At 73.7% G+C, this 26472-nt stretch carries 21 protein-coding genes; 14 read left to right on the forward strand and 7 right to left on the reverse strand.

Going from position 1 to position 26472, the window contains the following annotated elements:
• Window positions 1-16: 16 nt before the first annotated feature.
• From ACZ5OX_RS03620 to ACZ5OX_RS03635, 4 genes are all read left to right on the forward strand, one after another.
• Complete coding sequence (locus ACZ5OX_RS03620; RefSeq protein WP_465628555.1) at window positions 17-1519, forward strand: leucyl aminopeptidase; 1503 nt, start codon at window positions 17-19, stop codon at window positions 1517-1519.
• Window positions 1520-2037: 518 nt separating this feature from the next.
• Window positions 2038-3444: a dihydrolipoyl dehydrogenase gene (gene lpdA, locus ACZ5OX_RS03625; RefSeq protein ID WP_263455757.1), complete on the forward strand. Its 1407-nt coding sequence runs from the start codon at window positions 2038-2040 to the stop codon at window positions 3442-3444.
• A gap of 80 nt (window positions 3445-3524) precedes the next feature.
• A complete protein-coding gene (gene sucB / locus ACZ5OX_RS03630; RefSeq protein WP_465628556.1) occupies window positions 3525-5333 on the forward strand; it encodes a 2-oxoglutarate dehydrogenase, E2 component, dihydrolipoamide succinyltransferase in 1809 nt (602 codons plus the stop codon).
• 151 nt (window positions 5334-5484) lie between these two features.
• Window positions 5485-6000: a DUF4240 domain-containing protein gene (locus tag ACZ5OX_RS03635; protein ID WP_449790791.1), complete on the forward strand. Its 516-nt coding sequence runs from the start codon at window positions 5485-5487 to the stop codon at window positions 5998-6000.
• A gap of 10 nt (window positions 6001-6010) precedes the next feature.
• Here the strand turns inward: ACZ5OX_RS03635 and ACZ5OX_RS03640 are convergent, their stop codons facing one another.
• On the reverse strand, window positions 6011-7117 hold the full coding sequence (locus ACZ5OX_RS03640) for a DUF2510 domain-containing protein (RefSeq protein ID WP_465628557.1): 1107 nt from the start codon (window positions 7115-7117) through the stop codon (window positions 6011-6013).
• A gap of 197 nt (window positions 7118-7314) precedes the next feature.
• Window positions 7315-7821, reverse strand: a complete 507-nt coding sequence (locus ACZ5OX_RS03645; RefSeq protein ID WP_465628558.1) for a GNAT family N-acetyltransferase — start codon at window positions 7819-7821, stop codon at window positions 7315-7317.
• Window positions 7822-7887: 66 nt separating this feature from the next.
• Here ACZ5OX_RS03645 and ACZ5OX_RS03650 point away from each other — a divergent pair, with 66 nt between their 5' ends.
• Both ACZ5OX_RS03650 and ACZ5OX_RS03655 read left to right on the forward strand, forming a co-directional pair.
• The gene (locus tag ACZ5OX_RS03650) at window positions 7888-8793 is read left to right on the forward strand and encodes a TIGR01777 family oxidoreductase (protein ID WP_465628559.1); all 906 of its coding nucleotides are present in this window, start codon (window positions 7888-7890) and stop codon (window positions 8791-8793) included.
• 561 nt (window positions 8794-9354) lie between these two features.
• Window positions 9355-10686: an FAD-dependent oxidoreductase gene (locus ACZ5OX_RS03655; RefSeq protein ID WP_465628560.1), complete on the forward strand. Its 1332-nt coding sequence runs from the start codon at window positions 9355-9357 to the stop codon at window positions 10684-10686.
• A gap of 228 nt (window positions 10687-10914) precedes the next feature.
• On the opposite strand, the gene ACZ5OX_RS03660 is transcribed toward ACZ5OX_RS03655, so the two are convergent.
• Window positions 10915-12762, reverse strand: a complete 1848-nt coding sequence (locus tag ACZ5OX_RS03660; protein WP_465628561.1) for a regulator — start codon at window positions 12760-12762, stop codon at window positions 10915-10917.
• 368 nt (window positions 12763-13130) lie between these two features.
• Here ACZ5OX_RS03660 and ACZ5OX_RS03665 point away from each other — a divergent pair, with 368 nt between their 5' ends.
• The 7 genes from ACZ5OX_RS03665 to ACZ5OX_RS03695 all read left to right on the forward strand — a co-directional run bounded on the left by ACZ5OX_RS03665 (window position 13131) and on the right by ACZ5OX_RS03695 (window position 20696).
• Window positions 13131-13892: a 3-hydroxybutyrate dehydrogenase gene (locus tag ACZ5OX_RS03665; RefSeq protein ID WP_465628562.1), complete on the forward strand. Its 762-nt coding sequence runs from the start codon at window positions 13131-13133 to the stop codon at window positions 13890-13892.
• A gap of 150 nt (window positions 13893-14042) precedes the next feature.
• Complete coding sequence (locus tag ACZ5OX_RS03670; protein WP_465628563.1) at window positions 14043-15452, forward strand: MFS transporter; 1410 nt, start codon at window positions 14043-14045, stop codon at window positions 15450-15452.
• A gap of 67 nt (window positions 15453-15519) precedes the next feature.
• Window positions 15520-17430, forward strand: coding sequence for a helix-turn-helix domain-containing protein (locus ACZ5OX_RS03675; protein WP_465628564.1), 1911 nt, complete (start codon window positions 15520-15522; stop codon window positions 17428-17430).
• 151 nt (window positions 17431-17581) lie between these two features.
• Entirely contained in the window at window positions 17582-18352 is a 771-nt protein-coding gene (gene lipB, locus ACZ5OX_RS03680) for a lipoyl(octanoyl) transferase LipB (RefSeq protein WP_392920508.1), read from the forward strand.
• Between the two features lie 162 nt (window positions 18353-18514).
• Window positions 18515-19468, forward strand: coding sequence for a lipoyl synthase (gene lipA / locus ACZ5OX_RS03685; RefSeq protein WP_360349931.1), 954 nt, complete (start codon window positions 18515-18517; stop codon window positions 19466-19468).
• A 208-nt stretch (window positions 19469-19676) separates the two neighbouring features.
• The gene (locus ACZ5OX_RS03690) at window positions 19677-19868 is read left to right on the forward strand and encodes an SCO2195 family GlnR-regulated protein (RefSeq protein WP_465628565.1); all 192 of its coding nucleotides are present in this window, start codon (window positions 19677-19679) and stop codon (window positions 19866-19868) included.
• 129 nt (window positions 19869-19997) lie between these two features.
• Window positions 19998-20696, forward strand: coding sequence for a DUF4191 domain-containing protein (locus tag ACZ5OX_RS03695; RefSeq protein ID WP_449790793.1), 699 nt, complete (start codon window positions 19998-20000; stop codon window positions 20694-20696).
• Window positions 20697-20807: 111 nt separating this feature from the next.
• Here ACZ5OX_RS03695 and ACZ5OX_RS03700 read toward each other — a convergent pair whose 3' ends face one another.
• The gene (locus ACZ5OX_RS03700; RefSeq protein WP_465628566.1) at window positions 20808-21275 is read right to left on the reverse strand and encodes an RDD family protein; all 468 of its coding nucleotides are present in this window, start codon (window positions 21273-21275) and stop codon (window positions 20808-20810) included.
• Between the two features lie 286 nt (window positions 21276-21561).
• Here ACZ5OX_RS03700 and glnA point away from each other — a divergent pair, with 286 nt between their 5' ends.
• On the forward strand, window positions 21562-22974 hold the full coding sequence (gene glnA / locus ACZ5OX_RS03705) for a type I glutamate--ammonia ligase (protein ID WP_465628567.1): 1413 nt from the start codon (window positions 21562-21564) through the stop codon (window positions 22972-22974).
• A 99-nt stretch (window positions 22975-23073) separates the two neighbouring features.
• On the opposite strand, the gene ACZ5OX_RS03710 is transcribed toward glnA, so the two are convergent.
• From ACZ5OX_RS03710 to ACZ5OX_RS03720, 3 genes are all read right to left on the reverse strand, one after another.
• Window positions 23074-24327, reverse strand: a complete 1254-nt coding sequence (locus tag ACZ5OX_RS03710; protein ID WP_465628568.1) for an acyltransferase family protein — start codon at window positions 24325-24327, stop codon at window positions 23074-23076.
• Window positions 24328-24415: 88 nt separating this feature from the next.
• Window positions 24416-25009 carry a phosphatase PAP2 family protein gene (locus ACZ5OX_RS03715; protein WP_465628569.1) on the reverse strand — a complete coding sequence of 198 codons (594 nt, stop codon included), beginning with the start codon at window positions 25007-25009 and terminating at the stop codon, window positions 24416-24418.
• Complete coding sequence (locus ACZ5OX_RS03720; protein ID WP_465628570.1) at window positions 25002-26291, reverse strand: diacylglycerol/lipid kinase family protein; 1290 nt, start codon at window positions 26289-26291, stop codon at window positions 25002-25004. The genes ACZ5OX_RS03715 and ACZ5OX_RS03720 overlap by 8 nt, the downstream gene beginning before the upstream one ends.
• Window positions 26292-26472 lie beyond the last annotated feature (181 nt).

Raw genomic sequence — 26472 nt, forward strand, 5'->3', positions numbered from 1 at the left:
GAACAGGACGCATTACGTGACTGCATTGTCTGTGAGCACCTCCTCCGCCGCCTCGCTGCGCGCGGACGCCCTGGTGGTCGGTGTCGCGAAGGGCCCCAAGGGCATCGTGCTGGCCCCCGGCGCCGAGGCCGTCAACGAGGCGTTCGAGGGCAAGCTGACCGAGGTCCTCAGCACCCTGGGCGCGACCGGCGCCGAGGGCGAGGCCGTCAAGGTCCCCTCCCCCGCCGGCCTGAAGGCCGCGCTCGTGCTCGCGGTCGGCCTGGGCGAGGCCGCCGAGGGCGCCTACGAGCTGGAGACGCTGCGCCGCGCCGCCGGTGTCGCCGCCCGCACCCTGGCCGGTGCCAAGAAGGCCGCGCTGGCCCTGCCGGCCGAGTCCGCCGCGGAGGTCGAGGCGGTCGCGCTGGGCGGTCTGCTCGGCTCGTACGCCTTCGGCGCGTACAAGGGCGACGGCAACGGCAAGGAGCCGGTCGGCGAGCTGGTCCTGCTGACCGTCCGCAAGGGCAGCAAGGACGCCAAGGCCGCCGTGGAGCGCGCCGCCGCGATCGGCGAGGAGATGAACCGGGCCCGCGACCTGGTCAACACCGCGCCGAACGACCTGAACCCGAAGAGCTTCGCCGCGATCGCCCAGGCGGCCGGCAAGGAGCACGGCCTCAAGGTCGAGGTGCTGGACGAGAAGGCACTGACCAAGGGCGGCTTCGGCGGCCTGCTGGGCGTCGGCGGCGGCTCGGAGAACCCGCCCCGCCTGGTGAAGGTGGCCTACACCCACCCGAAGGCCAAGGCCACCCTCGCCTTCGTCGGCAAGGGCATCACCTACGACTCGGGCGGCATCTCGCTGAAGCCGGCCGGCCACAACGAGACCATGAAGTGCGACATGGCCGGCGCCGCCGCCGTGTTCGCCGCCGTGGTGGCCGCCAAGCGCCTGGGCCTGGTCGTCAACGTGACCGCCTGGCTGGCGCTGGCCGAGAACATGCCGTCCGGCTCCGCCACCCGCCCGGGCGACGTGCTGAAGATGTACGGCGGCAAGACCGTCGAGGTCCTGAACACGGACGCCGAGGGCCGCCTGGTGCTGGCCGACGCGATCGTGCGGGCCGGCGAGGAGAACCCGGACGTCATCGTCGACGTGGCCACCCTGACCGGCGCCATGGTGCTGGCCCTGGGCAACCGCACCTTCGGCGTGATGGCCAACGACGACGAGCTGCGCGAGGAGCTGCACGTCCTGGCCGGCGAGGCGGGCGAGCAGTCCTGGCCGATGCCGCTGCCGGCCGACCTGCGCAAGGGCTTCACCGAGTCGACCATCGCCGACCTGGCCAACATGGGCGAGCGGATGGGCGGCGGCCTGGTGGCCGGCCTGTTCCTGAAGGAGTTCGTGGCCGAGGGCACCGACTGGGCGCACCTGGACATCGCCGGCCCGGCGTTCCACGAGGGCGCGCCGTACGGCTACACCCCGAAGGGCGGCACCGCGAGCGCGGTGCGCACCCTGGTCCGCTTCGCCGAGCAGAGGGCGAACGGCAAGGCCTGAACCGGAGCGGCCTGAACCGGCAAGGCCTGAACCGGAGCGGCCTGAACCGGAACGGCCTGAACCGGCGAGACCGAACCGGCGAGGCCCGATCCAGGACCCCGATCGAGGGGGCTCCTGGTCGGGGACCCGCTGCGACGGGGCCCGGCGCGCGTGCGCCGGGCCCCGTCGGCGTTCCGGCCGGACGTTCCGGAGTTCCGGCCGGGTTACCTGCGAGTAGGTCGGGGCGCCGGGGCGCACCCCTGTTCGCTGCGGGCGAAACTTTGTTCCGCACTGCGGAAGAAGCTGCGGCGAGCGGCGCGGCCGACGCGCGTCCGGCGGCTGTCAACACCTCGCTGAGCTGCGATGATGCCCTTCCGTCGGGGGCATTCCCGCCCCGGTGACCGCTCCGCGGGACACCCCTGACTCGGGCCCGGACATCAGCCACCGTGAACAAGTGCGAAGATGTATTTCCGGCACGACTGGGCGCCCCACAAAGGCTTCCGACACACCGGACCGCGACCGGCCCGGCGACCCACCCCATGCATGGAGGACGTGACGTGGCGAACGACGCCAGCACCGTTTTCGACGTAGTCATTCTCGGAGGCGGAAGCGGCGGTTACGCCGCGGCGCTCCGCGCCGCTCAGCTGGGCCTGAGCGTTGCCCTGGTCGAGAAGGGTGAGCTGGGCGGCACCTGCCTGCACCGCGGCTGCATCCCGACCAAGGCTCTCCTGCACGCCGCGGAGATCGCGGACGAGACGAAGGAGGCCGCCGAGTTCGGTGTGCTGGCCACCTTCCAGGGCATCGACATCAACGGCGTCCACAAGTACAAGGACGACGTCATCGCCGGCCTGTACAAGGGCCTCCAGGGCCTGGTGGCGTCCCGCAAGGTCACCTTCATCCAGGGCGAGGGCAAGCTCTCCTCGCAGACCTCGGTGGACGTCAACGGCCAGCGCATCGAAGGCCGCCACATCGTCCTGGCCACCGGTTCCGTGCCGCGCTCGATCCCGGGCCTGGAGATCGACGGCAACCGCGTGATCTCCTCGGACCACGCCCTCAAGCTCGACCGCATCCCGAAGTCGGCCGTCATCCTCGGCGGCGGCGTGATCGGCGTCGAGTTCGCCTCGGTCTGGAAGTCCTTCGGCGTCGAGGTCACCATCGTCGAGGCGCTGCCGCACCTCGTCCCGCTGGAGGACGAGAACTCCTCCAAGCTGCTGGAGCGCGCGTTCCGCAAGCGCGGCATCAAGTTCGAGCTGAAGGCCCGCTTCTCGGGCGTCGAGTACACCGAGACCGGTGTCCGCGTCTCCACCGAGAACGGCAAGCAGATCGACGCCGACCTGCTGCTCGTCGCCATCGGCCGCGGCCCGGTCTCGGCCGGCCTCGGCTACGAGGAGAACGGCGTCGCGATGGACCGCGGCTACGTCCTGGTCGACGAGTACATGCGCACCAACGTGCCCACCATCTCCGCGGTCGGTGACCTCGCCCCGACCCTGCAGCTGGCCCACGTCGGCTTCGCCGAGGGCATCCTGGTGGCCGAGCGCCTGGCCGGCCTCAAGCCGATGCCGATCGACTACGACGGCGTCCCGCGCGTGACCTACTCCAACCCCGAGGTCGCCTCCGTCGGCATCTCCGAGGCCAAGGCCGTCGAGCTGTACGGCAAGGAGAAGGTCGTCACCCTCAAGTACAACCTGGCCGGCAACGGCAAGAGCAAGATCCTGAAGACCGCCGGCGAGATCAAGCTCGTCCAGGTCAAGGACGGCGCCGTGGTCGGCGTCCACATGGTCGGCGCCCGCATGGGCGAGCAGGTCGGCGAAGCCCAGCTGATCTACAACTGGGAGGCCCTGCCGGCCGAGGTCGCGCAGCTCATCCACGCGCACCCGACCCAGTCCGAGGCCCTGGGCGAGGCGCACCTGGCGCTGGCCGGCAAGCCGCTGCACGCGCACGACTGATCACGCCCCACCCCCTTTCCCGGTACTTCCCGTACGCAAGTACTTCCCGTACGCAAGACTTGATAGGAGTCGCTGAAACCATGGCGGTCTCAGTAACACTGCCCGCGCTGGGCGAGAGCGTTTCCGAGGGCACTGTCACCCGCTGGCTGAAGGCCGAGGGTGAGCGTGTCGAGGTCGACGAGCCGCTGCTCGAGGTGTCGACCGACAAGGTCGACACCGAGATCCCGGCCCCGGCTTCCGGCATCCTGTCCTCCATCAAGGTCGCCGAGGACGAGACCGTCGAGGTGGGCGCCGAGCTGGCGGTCATCGACGACGGTTCGGGCGCCCCGGTCGCCGCCGCGGCCCCGGCCGCCGAGGCCGCGCCCGCCGCCGCCCCGGCTCCGGCCGCTCCGGTCGCCGAGGCTCCGGCCGCTCCGGCTCCGGCCCCGGTCGCCGCCCCGGCCCCCGCCGCCGCTCCGGCCGCCGACGCCACCCCGGTGCTGCTGCCGGCGCTGGGCGAGTCGGTCACCGAGGGCACCGTCACCCGCTGGCTGAAGGCCGAGGGTGACACCGTCGAGATCGACGAGCCGCTGCTCGAGGTCTCCACCGACAAGGTCGACACCGAGATCCCGTCGCCGGTCGCCGGCACCCTGGTGAAGATCCTGGTCGGCGAGGACGAGACCGCCGAGGTCGGCGCCCAGCTCGCGCTGATCGGTGCCGCCGGTGCCGTCGCCGCCGCTCCGGCTCCGGTTGCCGCCCCGGCCCCGGTTGCCGCCCCGGCCCCGGTTGCCGCTCCGGCCCCGGTTGCCGCCCCGGCCCCCGCTGCCCCGGCCGCTCCGGCCCCGGTCGCCGCCCCGGCCCCGGTCGCCCCGGCTGCTCCGGTTGCCGCCCCGGCCCCGGTCGCCGCCCCGGCCCCGGTTGCCGCCCCGGCCCCGGTCGCCGCCCCGGCCCCGGTTGCCGCTCCGGCCGCTCCGGTGGCCGACAACGGTGACGCCTACGTCACCCCGCTGGTGCGCAAGCTCGCCGCCGAGCACGGCGTCGCGCTGTCCTCCGTCGCCGGTACCGGCGTCGGCGGCCGCATCCGCAAGCAGGACGTCATCGCCGCCGCGGAGGCCGCCAAGGCCGCTCCGGCCCCCGTCGCCGCTGCCGCCCCGGCCGCCGCGCCGAAGGCCGCCGTCGCGCCGTCCGCCCTGCGCGGTCAGACCGTCAAGATGACCCGCATGCGCAAGGTCATCGGCGACAACATGATGAAGGCGCTGCACGAGCAGGCCCAGCTCACCAGCGTGGTCGAGGTGGACGTCACCAGGATCATGTCGCTGCGCGCCAAGGCCAAGGAGGGCTTCCTGGCCCGCGAGGGCGTCAAGCTCTCCCCGATGCCGTTCTTCGTCAAGGCCGCCGCCCAGGCGCTGAAGGTCCACGCGGTCGTCAACGCCCGGATCAACGACGCCGAGGGCACGGTCACCTACTTCGACACCGAGAACATCGGTATCGCGGTGGACTCCGAGAAGGGCCTGATGACCCCGGTCATCAAGGGCGCGGGCGACCTCAACATCGCCGGCATCTCGAAGAAGACCGCCGAGCTGGCCGCCAAGGTCCGCGACAGCAAGATCACCCCGGACGAGCTGTCCGGCGCCACCTTCACCATCAGCAACACCGGCTCGCGCGGTGCGCTGTTCGACACCGTGATCGTGCCGCCGAACCAGGTCGCCATCCTGGGCATCGGCGCCACCGTCAAGCGCCCGGTGGTCATCGAGGCCGACGGCGGCACCGCCATCGGCATCCGCGACATGACCTACCTGTCGCTCTCCTACGACCACCGCCTGGTGGACGGCGCCGACGCCGCCCGCTACCTGGTCGCGGTCAAGGAGATCCTCGAGGCCGGCGAGTTCGAGGTCGAGCTCGGCCTCTGACCCCACCAGGTCCCCGCGGAAACCCGCGTACGGAACCCCGCGTCGTCCCCGGACGGCGCGGGGTTCCGCCGTTCCCGGCCCCTGACGGACCGAGTCCCGGACGCGCGCCGAGTCGCGGCGGACGCGGCCGAACGGGGATGCTGGAGCCGTGATGGACGAGACGGACTTCTGGCAGATCATCGACGAGACCCGGGACGCCGCCGAGGGCGACCCCGACGAGCAGGCCGACCTCCTGGTGGAACGGCTCCTCCAGCTGACCCCGGACGACGTGATCGACTTCGCCCGGCTGTTCCAGGCGCGGTTCCACCGGGCCTACCGCCACGACCTGTGGGGCGCGGCCTACCTGCTGCTCGACGGCGCCTCCGACGACACCTTCGACTACTTCCGGTCCTGGCTGATCGGCCAGGGCCGGGAGGTCTTCGAGGGCGGGCTGGCCGAGCCGGACGACCTGGCGGACCTCCTGCCCGAGTTCGACGAGGAGGAGGACGGCGAGGCCGAGGACCTCGGCTACGCCGCCGACGAGGCGTACGAGCAGCTGACCGGTCTGCCGCTGCCCGAGGTGGGCGGGCGGCAGCCGGCGCGGCCGTCCGGGACGGCGCTGGACTTCGACGACCCGGACGTCATGGCGAAGCGCTTCCCCAAGCTCTGGGAGCGGTACGGGGACTAGGTGTCGGTCCTCAGACACTGCTGCCGGCAGTGCCGTCCTGCTTGATGCCCCGGAGGATCCGGTCCAGCGCCGCGAACTCCGGCGCCGCCGGGTTGTCGTCCACGCCGCCCTCCATGACCACGTAGCCGCCGCCCTTGGCCGGGAGGGCGGCCACCAGGACGTAGCCCTGGGTGCCGTCCGTGGTGCGGATGTGCCAGCGGGTGGCGTAGCCGAGCACCCCGGCCACGCTGACGTACCCGGAGCCGGCGTCGGTGTGCGAGCTGACCCCGGAGAAGACCTGCGCGGCGTAGACGGGCATCTGGGCGTCGGCGGCCGCCTTCGGCGTGGTGCCCTGGACGGTGTCCTTCTCGACCGAGAACTGGCCGCGGATGCAGGAGCTGCCGTCCGGGCAGGTGTAACGGCCGGTGCCGAGGTAGACCGTCGAGTGCGGCGGGTCGGCGGACACGTCCCAGCCGTCGAAGACCGGCACGGTGATCGCGTGCTGGGGGTCGGGGACGGTGCTCTTGACCGCCGGCAGGGGCTTGGGCGCGACGGGGCTGCCGGTGGGTACGGTCGGGCTGGGGCTCGGCGAGGGGCTGCCGCTCTCGGTCACGGTGACGGTCGGGGCCGGGTCCGCCTTCGGGTCGCCGCCGCCGCTGAGCGCGACCCCGGCGACGATCCCGACCACGGCCAGCACGGCGACCGCGATGCCGATGACCGGGCCGGTCCTCGACCCGGTCTTCGGCGGCGGGTAGCCCGGGCCCGGGTAGCCGTAGCCGTAGCCGGGGTCCTGGGGCGGGTAGCCGGCCTGGGGCGGGTAACCGTTGGCCGGGGCCTGGTAGCCGCCCTGGGCCGGGGCCGGGTAACCGAGCGGGGGCTGGGCCTGGGCCTGGCAGGCGTCCTGACCCGGGTAGCCGTAGGCCGGTGCCGCCCGGCCGCCCGGGTGGCCGTGGCCGGGCGGCTGCCGGTCTGAGGGCGGCGAGGTCTGGGTGGGGGCGTCGGCGAGCCCGCCCGCGACGCCGCCCCGGAGCGGTCGGACCTCGCTGGTCCAGGCGTTGCCGTCCCACCAGCGCTCGTGACCGGGGGCGCCGTCCGCACCCGGGACCGGGTACCACCCGGGAGGCGTCGAGTTGCTCACGGCCGTACGGTACCCGGCGCGACGGCGGTCCGGACAGGGCGGAACCGTCACGACTCCGCACCACTCGCGGGCGGTGAACCGCCTTTCGCGGCAAGCCTGTTCGAGCGGTCGGCCGCCTGTCCGGGCGGGGCCCCGGGCAGGGTGCCGGCGAGTCCGGGGCAGGGCCGCGGCGAGGCCCGGGCAGGCCTTCTGGTGGCTCAGTCGGTCAGGCCGCGGGCCATCCAGACGTCGTCCACGAACCGGCCGTCGATCAGGAACTCCTCGGCCAGCGAGCCCTCGACGACGAAGCCGCAGCTCTCGTAGAGGCGGCGGGCCGGGGCGTTCCAGCCGAGCACCCGCAGGGTCATCTTGCGGGCGCCTTCCGCCCGGGCCGCCGCGCAGGCCGCCTCGACCAGCCGGCGGCCGACGCCCCGGCCGCGGACGGTGTCGTCGACGGCGAGGCCCTGGATCTGCCGTACGTGCCGGTTGCTCGCCAGCGGGGTGGGCGGGACCTGGCGGACGTAGCCGACGATCCGGCCGTCCAGCACGGCCAGCAGGTAGTGCTCGGGGGCGTGCCGCTCGTCGAAGATCGGGTCCTCGACGGCCGGTTGCGGGGAGACGTCGGACAGGAAGGACCAGGCCGCGTGGTTGAGGACGGCGAGCTCGCGCTCGTCGTCGCTCCGCGCCGTACGGATGATCAGATCGTCGTCAGGCATGCGCGCCATGCTAAATGAGGTGCGCGCGGGGTGTGACGGACAGTCGGAGAAGCCGGGAACTGCGAGGATGGGTGCATGCGCATCGCTGTCACGGGTTCCACGGGTTTGATCGGTTCGGCGCTCGTCCGCTCCCTGCTGGCGGACGGCCACGAGGTGGTCCGGCTGGTCCGGCACCGTTCGAAGACCGGCCCACGGCCGGACGGCAGCACGGCGATCGGCTGGAACCCGCTGGGCGGCGAGGTCCAGCGGGGCGGCCTGGACGGGGTCCAGGCCGTGGTCCACCTGGCCGGCGCCGGGGTCGGCGACCGCCGCTGGTCGGACTCCTACAAGCGGGAGATCCGGGAGAGCCGGGTGTACGGCACCGAGACGCTGGCCGTCGCCCTGGCCGCGCTCAAGGAGCCGCCGCGGGTCCTGGTGAGCGCCTCCGCGGTCGGCTGGTACGGGCAGACCGGCGACCGGGTGATCGACGAGGACTCCCCCGCCGGCGACGACTTCCTGGCCGAGGTCTGCCGGGAGTGGGAGGACGCCGCCAGGCCGGCCGAGCGGGCCGGGATCAGGGTCGTCCACCCCCGCACCGGGATGGTGCTCTCCTCGGCCGGCGGGGCTGGCGCACGGCTGTTCCCGCTGTTCAAGCTGGGCCTCGGCGGGCGGCTCGGCAACGGGCGGCAGTACTGGAGCTTCATCTCGCTGCACGACGAGGTGGCCGCGCTGCGGTTCCTGATCGACCACGACGACCTCTCCGGCGCCTTCAACCTCACCGCGCCCAACCCGGCGACCAACGCCGAGCTGACGGCCGCGCTCGGCCGGGCGCTGCGGCGGCCGACGCCGTTCCCGGTGCCGGAGGCGGTGCTCAAGGCGGTGCTGGGCGAGCTGGCGGTCGAGGTGGTCGGCAGCCACCGGGTGGTGCCGCGGCGGCTGCTGGACGCGGGCTTCCGCTTCACCCACCCGGAGGTGTACTCGGCGGTGCTCGCGGCGTTGTGACGGGCGGACGGGGCGGGCGCCGGGGACGACGGCGGGTTCGGGCGCCGGGGGACGGCGGCGGGGTCGGGCGCCGGGGGACGGCGGACAGGTCGGGCATCGGGCGGCGGACGGCGGACGGCGGACGGGGTGGGTGCTCGGGCGGTGGGCGCCGGTGCCGGACGGCGGGGCGCGCGGGGTGGCTGCGCGCGCTGGGCGGGTCTGCGCGCGTGCGGGTCGCGCGGACCCGTGCGTACTCCGACTACGGCATCCGCCCTGGCCAGCGGCATATGCCGGGCGGATTCCGAGGGGGCCCGAGGAGGGGGCGCACGGGAGCACACGGCGGGCGCGTCGCACGCCCCCGGTGACCGTACGCGCCCGCCGACCCCCGAACCCGGCCGCCACGGCGCACTGTCCGTGACCGCGCCCCCGCCCGGTGCCGCACTACCCTCCCCGCCCCTCGGATCCGGTCGGGTGTGACTGTCTGACACTCACACTGACGGGGCATCACCCTCCACGGACCGTGTCCCGGCACCCCGCTGCCTGCGTCGGCCGGAGCCCCGGGACCAGGGAGGGAGCACCCCAGTGCCCACGTACGACTTCACCCGCCGCGCCCGCCGGCCGTCCGACCCGGACGTCGTCGTGGTCGGCGCCGGACTCGCGGGCCTGGCCGCCGCCCGCGCGCTCACCGGCCACGGCCTCACCGTTCAGGTCCTGGAGACCACCGACCGGATCGGCGGCCGGATGGCCACCCGCGAGCAGGACGGCTTCCGGCTCGACGACGGCAGTCACCTGCTGAACACCGCCTTCCCGGAGCTGCGCCGCACGCTCGACCTCGACCACCTCGACCTGCGCCCGCTCGCGCCCGGCGTACTGGTGCACAGCGCCGGACGCCGCTACCGCGCCGGGGATCCCCAGCTCACCGTCGCCCGCCAGGCCGCCGCCCGGGCCCCGCTCGGCAGCCCGCTGGACAAGGCCCGGCTGGCCGGCCGGCTCGGCCGGCTCGCCGCCACCCCGGTCGGCCGCCTCCAGGCCCGGCCGGAGACCACCGCCGCCCGCGCACTGGCCGGCCACGGCCTCGCCCAGCGCACCGTGGACGGCTTCCTGCGCCCGCTGCTCAGCGCCCTGCTCTCCGATCCGGCCCTCGGCACCAGCAGCCGGGTCGCCGACCTGGTGCTGCGCTCGTACGCGCGCGGGCGCCTGTGTCTGCCCGCCGACGGGATCGCGGCGGTACCGGCCCAGCTGGCCGCCGCCCTGCCCGCCGGCACCGTACGCACCGGGGTGCGGGTCACCTCGGTCACCGCGGACGGCGTGGAGACCGTCGCGCACGGGCGGATCGGCGCCCAGGCCGTCGTCGTCGCCACCGACGCCCGCTCCGCCGCCGAGCTGCTGCCCGGGCTACGGCTGCCGGCCTTCCACGCCGTCACCACCTTCTTCCACGCGGCCGACGCCGCCCCGCTGGGCGAGGCCGTCCTGCTGCTCGACGGCGACCGGCCGAACGGTCAGCCGCCACTGGTCTCGCACTCGCTGGTGCTCAGCGAGCTGCACCCGTCCTACGCCCCGGCCGGTCAGGCGCTGATCGCCACGACCGTGCTCGGGCGTCGCGCCTTCGACGTGGGCGGCCCGGCCGGGCTGGAGCCGGCCGTCCGGGCCCGGCTGGCCGAGCTGTACGGCGGCCCGACGTCGGGCTGGCAGTTCCTCGGCGTGCGGCACGTCCCGGACGCGCTGCCCGCGATGCCGCCGCCGCACAACCCCCGCCGCCCGGTGCGGCTGCTGGCCGGGCTGTACGTCGCCGGGGACCACCGGGACACCAGCACCGTGCAGGGCGCGCTGGTCTCCGGGCGGCGGGCGGCGCAGGCGGTGCTGAGCGACCTCGGCGTCCCGGCCGAGGCCCCGGAGGCGGAGGCGGCGGCCTGACGGGCGGGGCACCTGCCGGCCCCGCCGCCCCGCCCGCGCACTTCGCGGCGCCGGGACACGGCAGCGGTCTGCCGGGGTGACAGACCGACGGCGTGCCCGGCGTCCTGGTCCGCGGAGGCACCGGGCCGGGCCCGGCCTCCGTGCGCCGGGTGCGTGGGGCCGTCCCCACGCACCCGGCCCGCCGGTGGGCGACCGGCTCCCGCCGGCCGGGGCGGATCACTCCGCCGGTCAGATCACCCCCGCCTGCCGGGCCGTCTCCTCGAAGGCGCGGGCCACCGGGCTGCCGCGGTACGGGGTGAGGCGGCGGTGGAAGTCCCGGACGTACTCCAGCGAGCGGGCCGAGCGCATCTCCCCCGCCGCCCGCAGCGCGTCGGTGGCCATGGTGCAGGCCTCGTCGAGGTCCCCCATGCCGAGCCGGGCGGTGGCCAGCACCAGGCGGCAGAAGATCCGGCTGCGGGCGTAGGCGGGCGAGCGCAGCCGCAGCGACTTCTCGGCGTGCTGCGCGGCCGTCCGCCACTGCTGGAGGTCGCGGTAGCAGTGGGCGAACTCGTCGGAGAGCTGGGCCTCGTCGAAGTACCGCGCCCAGGAGGGCAGTTCGTCGCCGGTCCGGGCCGCGGCCAGCGAGCGCTCGGCGCGCACCAGGGCGGTGGTGCAGGACCTGACGTCGCCGAGCAGGCCGTGTCCGCGCGCCTCGGCGGCGTGCATCAGCGACTGGACGACCGGCGGCACGGCGGTGCCCACGCCCTGCTGGGCGACCCGGGCGAGCTGGACGGCCTCCCGGCCGTGGCCCAGGTGGACGGCCTGCTGGCTCATCGTCACCAGGACGTACCCGCCGAGTGCGCGGTCCCCGGCGGCCTGGGAGAGCCGCAGCGCCTGGACGAAGTAGCGCTGGGCGAGGCCGTGCGCGGCGATGTCGAAGGACGTCCAGCCGGCCAGCCTGGTGAGGTCGGCGACCGCGCCGAACAGGGCCCGGCCGATCTGCTCGCCGTAGCGGCCGCGCAGCATCGGCTCGGCCTCGCTCTCCAGGTAGCGGACCAGCGCCTGGCGGGCGTGGCCGCCGCCGTAGGCGTGGTCGAGCGCGCGGAAGAGGTCGCCGACGGCCCGGATGGCGGCGATGTCGCCGCGGCCGACCCGCAGGGTGGGGCGGGACTCGCGGGCCGGGTCGCCGTACGGCGGCTCGACGGCGACCGGCGGCCGGCGGCTCTGGATCGGCACCCGGCCGATGGTCGGGGCGGTGCCGGTGGTCCCGGCCGTGCTGCGGGCGGTGGGGGCGCCGGGCGCCGGGCCGCGCGCCGGGCTCCCGGGGGACGCGCCGGGCGCGCCCGGTGCAGGGGCGCCGGTGATGGCCACGGAGGTGGCGCTGCCGGCGGGCGGGCCGGCGTCCGGCCGGGCCAGCGTGGAGCCGTCCCGGGCGACCCGCTCGTCGGTGCGGCCGATCAGCCAGTCCCGGCTGGGGACGACCAGGCCGGCCGGGGTGAAGGCGATCCGGCGCAGCTCGGACTGCGGGCCGTTGTCCTTGCGCCACATGCTCGCCACGATGTCCACCGCCTCCTGCGGCGTCTCGGCGAACTCCAGGCCCGCGTAGACCGGGGCGCAGGCGTCCAGGCCGAGGTCCTGGGCGGTGAGCCGGCGGCCGAGCCGGCGGGTGAAGACCTCGGCGATCAGCGCCGGGGTGGCCCCGCGCGGCTGCTGGCCGCGCAGCCAGCGGGTGACCGAGGTCTTGTCGTAGCGCAGGTCGAGGCCGTGCTCCAGGCCGAGCTGGTCGACCCTGCGGGCGAGGCCGGCGTGCGAGAAGCCGGCCTCCTCGATCAGCGCCGCGAGCTGGCCGTTCTGCGGGGCCGGGCCGGAGTGGCCGGGGCCGCGGGCCGGGGCGGGCGCGACCGGGTTCTCGTGCCGGTCGGGTGTGGCCTGCACCGGCAGCCGAAGGTCGTCGGCGTCCGGGGCGTCGGCGGGCAGCGTCTCGGCGGTCAGGGCGTCGGGGGCGTCCGGAAGGGTCCGGCCGACCGGCCCTCGGCGCTGGCCGAGCGGGTCGAGCGGTCCGTACGCCGGGCTGTCGGTTGCAGGCCGTTGGGGCATGTCTGTCAACACCTCTCGGACGTCGCACCGGGCTTCACCAGCACTTCGGCGGCCTGGGGCGGCGCCCCCTGTCGGGAATCGGCGTGAATGTAGCGAGCATTCGGGCGCTATGGGTGGATCTGACCGAGCAATCCACCGAACGGGTGAAGCAAGCGCGCCCATTGTGGGGAAGCGGGCTCGGGATGGGTTTGGTCGTCCGGGGTCGAACCTTCGGTCGTTCCGGGGGCTTTCCCGAGGGCTTCCGCGGGGGTCGATCCGCCGTTCGGACCTCGCTCCGGCGTCATGGCGGACGGCACCACAGCCCAGCGGTGTGCTGTGGAGGTCTGCCACATGGGAGCGAGGCCGTCGGATTCCTACCGTTCTCGGCCATGGACACCTCTACTGCCCGCCCGCTCGCCGGCCGCACGGCCATGGTCACCGGGGCCGCCTCGGGCATCGGCCGGGCCTGCGCCGAGGCCTTCGCCGAGGCCGGAGCCCGGGTCTACGTCGTCGACCTCGCGGCCGGCCCGGCCGAGGAACTCGCCGAGCGGATCGGCGGCCGCGCGATCGTCGCCGACCTCGCCGACCCCGGAGCCGTGGACGCCCTGCCGGACGACGCCGACATCGTCGTCAACAACGCCGGTCTCCAGCACGTCGCGCCCGTGCACGAGTTCCCGCCGGACCGCTTCACGCTCATCCAGCGCGTCATGGTCGAGGCCCCGTTCCGCATCCTGCGCCGCACCCTGCCGCACATGTACGAGCAGGGATGGGGCCGGGTCGTCAACGTCTCCTCCGTCCACGGCCTGCGCGCCAGCGCCTTCAAGTCCGCGTACGTCACCGCGAAGCACGCCCTGGAGGGCCTGAGCAAGACCGTCGCCCTGGAGGGCGCGCCGCACGGCGTCACCAGCAACTGCATCAACCCGGGCTACGTCCGAACCCCCCTGGTGGAGAAGCAGATCGCCGCCCAGGCGCTCGCCCACGGCATCCCCGAGGACGAGGTGGTCGAGCGGATCATGCTCGACCGCACCGCCGTGAAGCGCCTCATCGAGCCCGAGGAGGTCGCCCGACTCGCCCTCTGGCTCTGCTCCTCCTCCGCCTCCTACATCACCGGCGCCAGCCTCCCCGTCGACGGCGGCTGGACGGCGCACTGAGTGGGGACGCTCCGCGCCCCCGCCGCCCGCTCATAGGGCAGAGCGGCACATTCGACCCCGGGACTGTGTGGACCACCCACATAGTCCCGGGGTCGGGCGCTTCCTACCTTGTGGCGACATCGACTCCCCCTGGTTCTGGAAGTGGTGGCCATGAACACCTCCGCGCGAGGTACGGCGGCGAGCAGCTCACTCCCGAAAGTGGTGGCTGCGAGCCTGATCGGCACGACGATCGAGTGGTACGACTACTTCCTGTACGGAACGGCGGCGGCGCTGGTGTTCGGGAAGCTGTTCTTCCCCCACAGCGATCCGCTGACCGGGACGCTGCTGTCCTTCCTGACCTATGCGATCGGGTTCGCGGCGCGGCCGCTCGGGGCGCTGGTGTTCGGTCACTTCGGGGACCGGGTGGGGCGCAAGAAGCTGCTGGTGGTGAGCCTGCTGCTGATGGGCGGGTCGACCACGGCGATCGGGCTGCTGCCGACCTACGACTCGATCGGGGTCGCGGCGCCGGTGCTGCTGACGGCACTGCGGCTGGTGCAGGGCTTCGCGCTCGGCGGTGAGTGGGGCGGTGCCGTGCTGCTGGTGTCGGAGCACGGGGACCAGCGGCGGCGGGGGTTCTGGGCGTCCTGGCCGCAGGGCGGGGCGCCGGCCGGGAACCTGCTGGCGGCCGGGGTGCTGTCGCTGATGACGGCGGTGCAGTCGGACGCGGCGTTCCTGGCGTGGGGCTGGCGGGTGCCGTTCCTGCTGTCCGCGGTGCTGGTCGCGGTCGGGATGTGGATCCGGCTCGCGGTGGACGAGTCGCCGCTGTTCAAGCAGGCGCTGGCGGCCCAGCAGCAGCGGCAGGCGGAGCAGCGGACGGCCGAACGGCTGCCGCTGGTGGAGGTGTTGCGCAACCACTGGCGGGAGGTGCTGGTGGCCATGGGCGCGCGGATGGCGGAGAACATCTCCTACTACGTGATGACGACCTTCGTGCTCACCTACGCCGTCACCCACGCCCACTTCTCCAAGCAGACCGCGCTGAACGCCGTCCTGATCGCCTCCGCGATCCAGTTCGCGCTGATCCCGCTGTTCGGCGCGCTGTCCGACCGGATCGGGCGCAAGCCGGTCTACCTGGTGGGCGCGGTCGGGGTGGGTGTCTGGGCCTTCGTCTTCTTCGGCATGGTCGACACCAGGTCCTTCGGCTCGCTGGTCACCGCCGTCACCGTCGGCCTGGTCTTCCACAGCGCCATGTACGCGCCCCAGGCCGCCTTCTTCTCCGAGCTGTTCGCGACCCGGATGCGGTACTCGGGCGCCTCGATCGGGGCCCAGTTCTCCTCGGTGGCGGCCGGCGCCCCCGCGCCGCTGATCGCCACCGCGCTGCTCAAGGACTACGGCAGCTCCACCCCCATCGCCGTCTACGTCGCCATCGCGGCGGCGATCACCGTCCTGGCGGTGCTCTGCGGCCGGGAGACCAGGGGCCGGGACCTCACGGAGGTCGACGGGGAGGCCGCAGACGGTGCCCAGGCCGGGCCGGAGGGCCGGGAGGCCGGTGCCGGCGACCGCGGGAAGCCCGCCGTCGCCTGAGGACCGAGCCGGTACGATCGCGCTTTCTCGGAACCGACGGAACCGACGCCGATTGGCAGCACGCACCATGAACCACCCTCACGAAAGCGCCGCGCCCGCGCTGCGGCGGCTGCTCGACCTGCTCGCCTCCGGCGCCGCCACCGAGGACTTCGCCGACGTGCTGGCCGACGCCCGCCGCCGCGGGGCGCCGGCCGCCGTCCTCGCCGAGATCGACGACGCCACCTGGCAGGCCCTGCGGGTCCACCGCACCCTGCGTCAACACCGGCGCCGCGAAGCCGAGTTGACCGCCCTGTTCGACACCGCAGGAGACCTCGCCGCCTCCCGGGACCTGGACTCGGTGCTCCAGGCGATCGTCCGCCGGGCCCGGATGCTGCTCGGCACCGACACCGCCTACCTGACCCTGCCGGACGAGGCCGCGGGCGACACCTACATGCGGGTCACCGACGGCTCGGTCTCCGTCCTGTTCCAGACCCTGCGGCTCAGCCTCGGCGACGGCCTGGGCGGGTTGGTCGCGCAGACCGCCCGCCCGTACGCCACCCCCGACTACCGCAACGACGAGCGCTTCCACCACACCGGCACGATCGACGCGGGCGTGCTGGACGAGGGACTGGTGGCGATCATCGGGGTACCGCTGCTGATCGGCGGGCAGGTCATCGGCGTCCTGTTCGCCGCCGACCGCTCGCCGCGCGCCTTCTCCCCCGACGAGGTCGCGCTGCTCTGCTCGCTGGCCGCGCACGCCGCGATCGCCCTGGACACCGCCAAGTCGCTGGCCGACACCCGTGCCGCGCTCGCCGAGCTGAACGCCGCCAACGAGCTGGTCCGGGCCCACTCCGCCGCCGTGCAGCGCGCCGAGCAGGCGCACGACCGGCTCACCGACCTGGTGCTGCGCGGCGCCGAGGTGCCGGACGTCGCCGCCGCCGTCGCCGCCCTGCTGGGCGGGGAGATAGCGGTCCTGGACGCCGAGGGCGAGCCGCTGGCCGGACGCTCCGCACCCGCCGCCGAACTGGCGGAGGCGGTCGCCTCCTCCCGCGCCGAGGGCCGGTCCGTACGGCACGGCGAGCAGTGGGTCTGCGCGGTGCTGGCCGGGCACGACGCGCTCGGCACCATGGTGCTGCGCGGCCGGCCCGACCTCGACGACGCCGACCGGCGACTGTTCGAGCGGGCCAGCGTGGTCACCGCGCTGCTCCTGCTGCTGCGCCGCTCGGTCGCGGAGACCGAGAACCGGATCCGCGGCGAACTGCTCACCGACCTGCTGACCGCCCCCGAGCGCGACCCGGCCGGGCTCACCGCGCGCGGCCGCCGGCTCGGCGTCGACCTCGCCCGGCCGCACCTGGTGCTGGTCGCGGAACCGGCCGACGGGAAGGGCGACGACCGGGGACGGCTGGCCGGCGCGGCCCGGCGCTACCTCTTCGGCTCCCGCGGTGTCAGCGCCGAGCACGCCGAGACGGTGGTGCTGCTGGTGCCCGTCGAGACCGGCGGCGGCGCCGACCCCGAGGAGACCGCCCGGCGGGCCGCCGAGCGGCTGGCCCGGCTGGCCGGGTTCCCGGTCACCGTCGGCGCGGGCCGCCCGGCCGCCGGGCCGTCCGCGGTGGCCGCCTCGTACGGCGAGGGCCTGCGCTGCCTGCGGGCGCTGCGGGTGCTCGGCCGCGCCGGGGAGGGCGCCTCCGCCCGGGCGCTCGGCTTCCTCGGCGTGCTGCTCGGCGACGGCCACGACGTGGACGGCTTCGTCGGCGCGACGCTCGGCCCGCTGCTCGCCTACGACGCCCGGCGCGGCACCGAGCTGGTCCGCACCCTGCGCGCCTACTTCGACTGCGGCGGCAGCCTGACCAGGGCCAAGGACGAGCTGCACGTCCACGTGAACACGGTGGTCCAGCGGCTGGACCGGGTCGAGGCGCTGCTCGGGCGGGACTGGAACCAGCCGGAGCGGTCCCTGGAACTGCAGCTCGCGCTGCGGTTGCAGCTGCTCGCGGCGGGTTGACCGAGCGGGGGGAGCGAGGGAGCGGGTACGGGGTGGCGGCGGCTCGCGGGCGGCTGAGGGGTCCTCGCGGGCGGGGCGTACAGTGGCGAGGTTGGTCTCGAACGCCTGGCAAGGAGCGGTAGCGGTGAGCGAGAACGTGCGTTTTGTTCACATGGGCATCGGCGAGCGGACCGTGCCCTACCAGGAGGCCTGGGAGGAGCAGCAGCGACTGCACGCCCTGCGGGTCGCCGACGAGATCCCCGACACCGTCCTGCTCCTGGAGCACCAGTCGGTGTACACCATGGGCAAGCGCACCAACCCCGCCGACCTGCCGCTGGACGGCACCCCGGTGGTCGAGGTCAACCGGGGCGGGGAGATCACCTGGCACGGCCCCGGCCAGCTGGTCGGCTACCCGATCGTCAAGCTGCCCGACCCGATCGACGTCATCGCCTACGTCCGCCGGCTGGAGGAGGCGCTGATCCGCACCGCCGGGGAGTTCGGCATCGACTCCACCCGGGTCGAGGGCCGCAGCGGGGTCTGGGTGCTGGGCGATTCCATCCCGGACGCCGTGGTGGACCCGGCGCAGGTGGTGGACATCGGCAAGCTGACCCTGCGGATGGGCCTGCCGCTGGGCATCGACCCTCGGCTGGCGGGCCCCGAGTACGCGCCCTCCAACGCCGGCCAGCGCGGTGACGACCGCAAGCTCGCCGCGATCGGCGTGCGGGTCGCCCGCGGGGTGACGATGCACGGCTTCGCGCTCAACTGCGACCCGGACATGACCTGGTTCGACAAGATCGTGCCGTGCGGCATCCGGGACGCGGGCGTGGCCTCGCTCAGCGGCGAGCTGAAGCGCGGGCTGAGCGCCGCCGAGGCGGCGCCGGCCGTCGAACGGCACCTGGCGGCCGTCCTCGCCGAGCTGCCGGAACCGGCGCTCGGCCGCTGAACCCTCCGCCCCGCCGGGGATCCGGCGGGATTCCCTGCGGCCGCCGGGAATCTACCGGCCGGTAGCCATGTTGCCCTGCGATTGCAGGGCGGCAGGCCCGGCGAAGGCCGTACAACCACAGGCGTACCCTGGGGGTACCCCGTCTAGTTCTAGGAGTCGCACGTGTCCGCTGTCGCGCCCGACGGCAGGAAGCTTCTCCGCCTGGAGGTCCGCAACAGCGAGACCCCCATCGAGCGGAAGCCCGAGTGGATCAAGACCCGCGCGAAGATGGGCCCGGAGTACAACGCCCTCCAGTCGCTGGTGAAGAAGGAGGGGCTGCACACGGTCTGCCAGGAGGCCGGCTGCCCCAACATCTTCGAGTGCTGGGAGGACCGCGAGGCGACCTTCCTCATCGGCGGTGACCAGTGCACCCGCCGCTGCGACTTCTGCCAGATCGACACCGGCAAGCCCGCCGAGTTCGACCGCGACGAGCCGCGCCGGGTCGCCGAGTCCATCGTCACCATGGACCTCAACTACGCCACCATCACCGGCGTCGCCCGCGACGACCTGGAGGACGGCGGCGCCTGGCTGTACGCCGAGACCGTGCGCCAGGTGCACGCGATGACCGCCGGCCGCGAGGCCGGCCGCACCGGCGTCGAGCTGCTCATCCCCGACTTCAACGCCGTGCCCGAGCAGCTGGCCGAGGTCTTCTCCTCCCGCCCCGAGGTGCTCGCGCACAACGTCGAGACGGTGCCGCGGATCTTCAAGCGGATCCGCCCGGCGTTCCGCTACGAGCGCTCGCTGGACGTCATCACCCAGGCCCGCGCGGCCGGGCTGGTCACCAAGTCCAACCTGATCCTGGGCATGGGCGAGACCCGCGAGGAGGTCAGCCAGGCGCTGGCCGACCTGGTCGGCGCCGGCTGCGAGCTGATCACCATCACCCAGTACCTGCGCCCCTCGCTGCGCCACCACCCGGTCGAGCGCTGGGTGAAGCCGCAGGAGTTCGTCGAGCTCCAGGAGGAGGCCGAGGAGCTGGGCTTCGCGGGCGTCATGTCGGGCCCGCTGGTGCGGTCCTCGTACCGGGCCGGCCGGCTGTACCGGCAGGCGCTGGAGCGGCGCGAGCAGGCCGCGGTCTGACCGCGCGCTGACGCCGGTCAACCGCGCGCTGACGCCGGCCTCGCGGTCCACCGACCGGTTCGAGCCATGGGAAGGGCGGAGCTTCGGCTCCGCCCTTTCGCCTTCACCACGCTTTGACGACCTGGTCACGGCCTGGTAACACAGGGTGGGGACGCTGGACGCCTGGTGGGCGTTCGATTCTTCTCAGCCACGGGAGGAGCTGTTCGGCATGCGGATGCGGATCCGGTCGGTGAGGGTGGCGCTGCGGTTCGCCGAGAGCGTCCTGCTGGCCCCCGGCCAGCGGCACGCGCGCCGCAACGCGTGGGCGGCGGTGTGCGAGGACCGCCGGCACGCGGCGGACCGCCGGCACGACCACGCGGCGGCGGCGACGACGGTGCCGACACGACCCGTTCGGCAGTAACGCTCCGGCACCGCCGGGACCGCCGTCCCCACCCCGGCGTCGCTCTGCGCGACGGCGTGTGGGCGCGCGGGTCACGGTTGGGGCGAACGGGTACCCGGGCTTGGATATCCCGTACCCGTGCCACGTACCATGAGCGTTATGGCGAGGGAAACATCCGAGAACCCCGGGCGGCTGAAGCAGATCCGTCTGGCGTACACCATGACCAAGAAGGTCGACACCAAGATCGGCCTGATCATCGCCGGCGTCGGCCTGCTGACCTTCGGCGTGTTCCTCGCCATCGGCTTCGCGATCGAGCATCCCGTCTACCTGGGCATCCTGGGCTTCATCGTGGCCGTGCTGGCCATGGCGATCGTCTTCGGGCGCCGGGCCGAGCGCGCCGCGTTCGGTCAGATGGAGGGGCAGCCGGGCGCCGTCGCCGCGGTGCTGAACAACATCCGGCGAGGCTGGAGCTCCAACACCACCCCGGTCGCGGTCACCCGCAACCAGGACGCGGTCTACCGCGCCGTGGGCCGGGCCGGCATCGCGCTGATCGGCGAGGGCAACCCGAACCGGGTCCGCCAGCTGCTGATCTCCGAGAAGAAGAAGATGGCCCGCGTGGTCGGCGACGTGCCGGTGCACGACATCGTGGTGGGCAACGGCGAGGGCGAGATCCCGCTGAAGAAGCTCCAGATCCACCTGATGCGCCTGCCCCGCGCCATCACCGCCGCCCAGGTCACCGAGACCAACGACCGCCTGCGCGCGCTGGGCGACCTGCTCTCCAAGGCGCCGATCCCCAAGGGCCCGATGCCGAAGGGCGCCCGGATGCCCAAGGGCGGCCAGGTCCGCTGACCCTCCCCCTCCCCTGACGACACGAGAACGGCCCCGCCGCGGAAGCTCCGCGGCGGGGCCGTTCCGACGTTCGTACGGCGTGCCGTGTGGCGGTCCGTACGGCGCCGGGCGCTAGATCCGGACCTCGACGGTGCCGACCGCCTTGTCGTGCAGGCCGCGGGTGTCGCGGTCCCAGACCAGCGGCGGCACCACCAGGCAGAGCAGCAGGGTGCGCAGCAGGACCTGCGGGATGGTCGCGCGGCGGCCGTCCAGGCGGATCACCCGGAGGCCGAACAGCCGCTTGCCGACCGTCGTGCCGGTGGTGGACAGCAGCAGCGACACGACCAGGAAGTACAGCGGGCTGGTCCACAGGTTGGCCTCGGCCTGGTCGCCACGGGCGAGCAGCCCGTACGCGATCAGGGAGACCAGCCAGCCGTCCACGAACAGGGCCCCGATCCGGCGGCCGGGGCCGGCGATCGAGCCGGGGCCCTCCTTGGGCAGCCCGAGGCGTTCGCCGCGGTAGCCGAAGTCGGCGCCCATCTTCTCGGCGGCCGCCCGGGGGCCGTCGATCCACGATCCCAACGCTTCTCTGGTGTCCACGAATCCACACTAACCGGGCTGACGGCCCGCTCCGCCACCGGCTCCCCTCCCCGCCGGGCATCACCCCCGACCGGGTGAATCGTCGTTCCGGGAGCTTTCCAGGCAGTTTCCGAGTGGTCCAGACCACTTACGGAACGGTGCCCAGCTGGGCGGGGTGATTTGTACCGTCCCGTACGCCTTTGCCATACGCCCGGCGACCGTGGTTAACATCTAGGAAACGAGCGGGTCACCGACTGGAAACGGCCCATTCCTATGGTGAGCCCAATTCGCACGCCGAGGAGGATGGATGTTCAACAACGCCGCCGAAGTGAAGCAGTTCATCCAGGACAACGACGTGAAGTTCGTCGACGTCCGATTCTGCGACCTGCCGGGCGTCTTGCAGCACTTCTCCGTACCTGCGGCGACCTTCGACCCGTCCGAGATCCTGATGTTCGACGGCTCGTCGATCCGCGGCTTCCAGGCCATCCACGAGTCCGACATGGCCCTGGTCCCGGACCTCGCCACGGCCCGCCTCGACCCCTTCCGGGCCGAGAAGCACCTCAACATCAACTTCTTCATCCAGGACCCGGTCACCGGCGAGGCGTACAGCCGCGACCCGCGCAACGTCGCCAGGAAGGCCGAGGCCTACCTCGCCTCCTCCGGCATCGCCGACACCGCCTACTTCGGGCCCGAGGCCGAGTTCTACGTCTTCGACTCGGTCCGCTTCGAGACCAGCGCCAACGCGTCCTTCTACCACATCGACTCGGAGGCCGGCGCCTGGAACACCGGCGCCGCCGAGGGCGACGTGCGCGGCTACAAGGTCAAGTACAAGGGCGGGTACTTCCCCGTCCCGCCGGTCGACCACTTCGCCGACCTGCGCGCCGAGATGTCGCTGGAACTCGCCAAGGCCGGGCTGGAGGTCGAGCGCCAGCACCACGAGGTCGGCACCGCCGGCCAGGCCGAGATCAACTACAAGTTCAACACCCTGCTGCACGCCGCCGACGACCTGATGCTGTTCAAGTACATCATCAAGAACGTCGCCTGGCGGAACGGCAAGACCGCCACCTTCATGCCGAAGCCGATCTTCGGCGACAACGGCTCGGGCATGCACGTCCACCAGTCCCTGTGGAGCGAGGGCACCCCGCTCTTCTACGACGAGCAGGGCTACGCCGGGCTCTCCGACACCGCCCGCTACTACATCGGCGGCCTGCTGCGGCACGCCCCCTCGCTGCTGGCCTTCACCAACCCCTCGGTGAACTCCTACCACCGCCTGGTGCCCGGCTTCGAGGCGCCGGTCAACCTGGTCTACTCCCAGCGCAACCGCTCCGCCGCGATCCGCATCCCGATCACCGGCTCCAACGCCAAGGCCAAGCGCATCGAGTTCCGCGCCCCCGACCCGGCCTCCAACCCCTACCTGGCCTTCGCCGCCATGCTGATGGCCGGCCTCGACGGCATCCGCAACAAGATCGAGCCCCTGGAGCCGGTCGACAAGGACCTCTACGAGCTGGCCCCCGAGGAGCACGCCAACGTCCCCCAGGTGCCCTCCTCCCTCCCCGCCGTCCTGGAGGCCCTCGAAGCCGACCACGAGTACCTCCTCGCCGGCAACGTCTTCACCCCGGACCTCATCGAGACCTGGATCGACTACAAGCGCACCAACGAGATCGCCCCGATCGCCCTCCGCCCCCACCCGCACGAGTTCGAGCTGTACTACGACCTGTAAGGAGCCGCGGGGCTGACAGGTGTACCGGGCGGCCGGTCCGACGGAGGTCGGGCCGGCCGCCCGGTGCGTGCTGTGGCCGTCGGCGCGGGTGGGACGAGGTCAGCGGGAGTCGGGGGCGGGCTGCTGTGGGGGGTGGGTGTCCCGGGGGGTGAAGGAGGTGGCCCAGGGGGTGGTGACGGTCTCCGGGATTCCGCGGGGCCGGGTGGCGGGCTGCGGGAGGGGTTCGGCGGCGCGGAGTTGGTCGATGCTCTTCGTCATGCCGACCTTGAGGCGGGGTGTCAGGGGCCTCTCGATGAGCCGGTGGGCCAGCCAGGAGGCGACGAGCATACCGGCGGTGACGATGGCGACCGCCGTCCAGGGCTTGGTGCCGTGGTCGTAGAGGGCGCGCAGGGCGGTCCAGCCCATGGTCTCGTGGAGGAGGTAGAGGGGGTAGGTGAGGGCTCCGGCGAAGGTCAGCCAGCGCCACTGGATCCGGGAGCCCCAGCCCAGGGCGACCCCGATCATGACGAGGTAGGAGAGGCTGGTCAGCAGGACGGCGGGCCAGGTCGGCAGGTCGACGCGGCCGAGGAAGCGGCTCACGTTCACCTGGTGCTGGAGAGTGTAGAGGACCGAGACGATCCAGCTGATCCCGACGATGCCGAAGAGCATCAGGTTGGGACCGTACCGGTGGACCAGGTAGAGCGCGAGGCCGGCGACGAAGAACGAGGAGACCTGCGACATCGCGAAGAACTCCAGGACCGGCGACTTGGTGCTCTCCGAGACGATGCCGGCGACCGTCCAGATCGAGCAGAAGGCCACGATCCGCCGGTAGGTGACGCCCCGCCAGACCACGATGGCGAAGAGCAGGTAGAAGCGCAGCTCGATCCAGAGCGTCCAGTAGACGGCGTCGACGTGCTTGATGCCCAGGCCCTCCTGGAACATCGTCAGATTGGCGAGCACCTGCTCCGGGGGAAGCGGCTGGCGAACGAGCGGCCACATCGTGACGACCGCGGTGGTGAGCAGGACGGCGAACCAGTACGCGGGGTAGAGCCGGATGACCCGGGAACGGACGAAGTCGCCCACCGGGCGGCCCCAGCTGCTCATGCAGATCACGAAGCCGCTGATCACGAAGAACAGGCAGACGCCGGTCCACAGATAGGCGCCGAGGAAGGAGGCGCGGTGGAACACCTGCTCCACCGGCTGGCCCCAGGCACTGTCCGTGGCCGAGCCGCCGCCGCCGTAGCCGACGTAGTGGTGGAAGACCACCATCAGCGCGGCCAGGATGCGCAGTCCGTCCAGGACGGCGAGCCGGCCGCCCTTCGCGGACTCGCGGCGGCCCGAGGAACCTGATCGTTGCCGGGGGAAAATGGTCACGGCAGAAGATAGCGCACAGACGTTCCCGTGCCCGTACGGGCCGATTGCCGACGGGGTGGGGCGGAGGTCGGACGGGGGCGCCGACGGCTCACGCCGGGAGGCTCGGCGGCAGGGTCCGGACGACGGCCAGGGAGGCCACGGCGGCGGCGAAGCCGAGGAGGGCGCCGGCCGCGACGTCGCCCGGGTAGTGCACGCCGGTGTGGACCCGGGAGTAGCCGACCGCGGCCGCCACCGCGCCGAGCGGGACCGCCATCGGCGGCAGCAGCACGCCGACCGCGGTGGCGAAGGCCGTCGCCGAGGCCATGTGACCGGACGGGAAGGAGGCCGACTCGGGCATCGGCACCTGTCGGCCGACCACCACCTTGGCCTGCTCCCGGTCGGGCCGGGGGCGGCGGACCAGCTGCTTGCCGACCAGGTTCGCCGTCACCGAGGCCAGCGCCACCGCGCCGACCCCGGCCACCGCGGCCTGCCGGGGACGGCCGGGGACAAGGGCGAGGAGCGCGGCGACGGCCAGCGAGATCTTCGAGTGGTCGGCGGCCCGGGAGAGGCGGCGCAGCGCGGAGTCCAGGGCCGGAGTGGGGGTGCCGGCGACGGCCGCGTAGACGGCTCCGTCGAGCGTCCGCAGGTCGGTGAGCACGGCCTGCGGGGCGGGCGGGGCGGCGTGGTGCTTCGGATCAGTCACGGGTCGGCCCCTCGGTGGTCGGGTCGGAGTGGCCGCGGGTGCCGGGGAGGCCGCGGCCCAGCGCGAGGTCGGCCAGCCGGTGCCAGTTCACGGGCGGCGCGGAGGCGGGGACGCCCGGGCGGTCGCGCGGCACCAGGACCCGCAGCGCCCGCGGGCACAGGGTGCACACGACGGGTACGGGCATCCGCAGTGCCTCGCCGTCGACCGCCACCGGGATCTCGGCCCCGTCCGCGGTCACCTCGACCCGCCGGGCGGTCAGTGCTCTCAGCCCGGTGGAGCGGCCGCCGCGCAGGACCACGTCCGCGGCCTCGGCCGCGCCCTCCACCCGGATGCCGAACACGCCGAGTTCGCCGCCGTCGAGCCGGGGGCGGCGGTCGCCGATGCCGAGGCCCTCGGTCGAGCCGTACGGGTTGTTGCTGACCAGCACCGCCTGCTCGCCGGTGAGCACGGTGGCGTCGGCCCGGACGTCGATGCGCGGCACGCCCTCGCCGACCAGCAGCTGGGGCAGCAGCGCCAGCACCGTTCCGACCTTGTCCTCCCGGTACTCGGGGCGCTGCACGATGTCGGCGTACACCCCGAAGGAGACGGTGTTGACGAAGGCCCGGCCCGAGACCTCGCCGAGGTCGACCCGCAGTTCCTCGCCGTCGGTCAGCGCGTCCAGGGCGCGGGACGGGTCCGTGCGGTCGAGGCCGAGGTCCAGGGCGAAGTGGTTGCGGGTGCCGGCGGGGAGCACCAGGAACGGCAGGTCGTGCTCGACGGCGACGGCCGCGACCGGCGCCAGGCTGCCGTCGCCGCCCGCCACGCCGAGCAGGTCCGCGCCCTCGGCCACGGCCGTACGGGCGAGCGCGGCGGGATCGGTGGGGACGGTGCGGTCGAACAGGACCACCCGGGCGCCGAGTTCCTCCGCCCGCTCGACCAGTCCGAAGCGGCCGACCTTCCCGCCGCCGGACTTCGGGTTCATGATCAGGACCGGCCGCTGCGGCCGGGGCGCGGCAACCGCCTGCATCGGCGGTTCCGGAGCGGCCCTGCGCAGTGCCGCGCGGGCGAGGGCCAGCGCGGCTCCCCAGCACAGGACGAGGGCCAGGGCGGTCAGCCACAGCCGGTGGTGGGCGAAGAGCACCAGCACCGCGACCGGTGCCGCGATCGCGACGAGCAGCCCGAACACCCGGACCGCTCCCCGGTAGGCCAGGAACCACCAGATGCCGGCGGCCCAGACGACCAGTCCGAGCAGCCCCGCGGCGACCACCAGCAGTCCGCCCTCCCCCAGTGCGAACAGCAGCATGCCGACTGCCCCCGCCGCCGCCAGCAGGGCGACGCGCGCCAGCAGCCGCGCGCCGGCTCCCCCGCCGGTGTCCGCCGTCCGTGTCCCGTCGATCTCGTCCTCCCGTGCCCTGCCCTCGGGGCCCGGCCGGGCCCGGTGGTTGCCAGCAGCCTGCGCACTCCCGCGCCCGGGGGCATCCCGG

Source organism: Kitasatospora sp. NPDC032121, assembly GCF_055580145.1.

Bases quoted from the DNA above. Each gene is read 5' to 3' on its own strand.
- ACZ5OX_RS03670 (WP_465628563.1), top strand. From the start codon at position 14,043: ATGAACACCTCCGCGCGAGGTACGGCGGCGAGCAGCTCACTCCCGAAA.
- ACZ5OX_RS03665 (WP_465628562.1), top strand. From the start codon at position 13,131: ATGGACACCTCTACTGCCCGCCCGCTCGCCGGCCGCACGGCCATGGTC.
- ACZ5OX_RS03660 (WP_465628561.1), bottom strand. From the start codon at position 12,762: ATGCCCCAACGGCCTGCAACCGACAGCCCGGCGTACGGACCGCTCGAC.
- ACZ5OX_RS03720 (WP_465628570.1), bottom strand. From the start codon at position 26,291: ATGCTGCTGTTCGCACTGGGGGAGGGCGGACTGCTGGTGGTCGCCGCG.
- glnA (WP_465628567.1), top strand. From the start codon at position 21,562: ATGTTCAACAACGCCGCCGAAGTGAAGCAGTTCATCCAGGACAACGAC.
- ACZ5OX_RS03695 (WP_449790793.1), top strand. From the start codon at position 19,998: ATGAGCGTTATGGCGAGGGAAACATCCGAGAACCCCGGGCGGCTGAAG.
- lipB (WP_392920508.1), top strand. From the start codon at position 17,582: ATGGGCATCGGCGAGCGGACCGTGCCCTACCAGGAGGCCTGGGAGGAG.
- ACZ5OX_RS03650 (WP_465628559.1), top strand. From the start codon at position 7,888: ATGCGCATCGCTGTCACGGGTTCCACGGGTTTGATCGGTTCGGCGCTC.
- ACZ5OX_RS03675 (WP_465628564.1), top strand. From the start codon at position 15,520: ATGAACCACCCTCACGAAAGCGCCGCGCCCGCGCTGCGGCGGCTGCTC.
- ACZ5OX_RS03635 (WP_449790791.1), top strand. From the start codon at position 5,485: ATGGACGAGACGGACTTCTGGCAGATCATCGACGAGACCCGGGACGCC.
- sucB (WP_465628556.1), top strand. From the start codon at position 3,525: ATGGCGGTCTCAGTAACACTGCCCGCGCTGGGCGAGAGCGTTTCCGAG.
- ACZ5OX_RS03645 (WP_465628558.1), bottom strand. From the start codon at position 7,821: ATGGCGCGCATGCCTGACGACGATCTGATCATCCGTACGGCGCGGAGC.
- lpdA (WP_263455757.1), top strand. From the start codon at position 2,038: ATGCATGGAGGACGTGACGTGGCGAACGACGCCAGCACCGTTTTCGAC.
- ACZ5OX_RS03690 (WP_465628565.1), top strand. From the start codon at position 19,677: ATGCGGATGCGGATCCGGTCGGTGAGGGTGGCGCTGCGGTTCGCCGAG.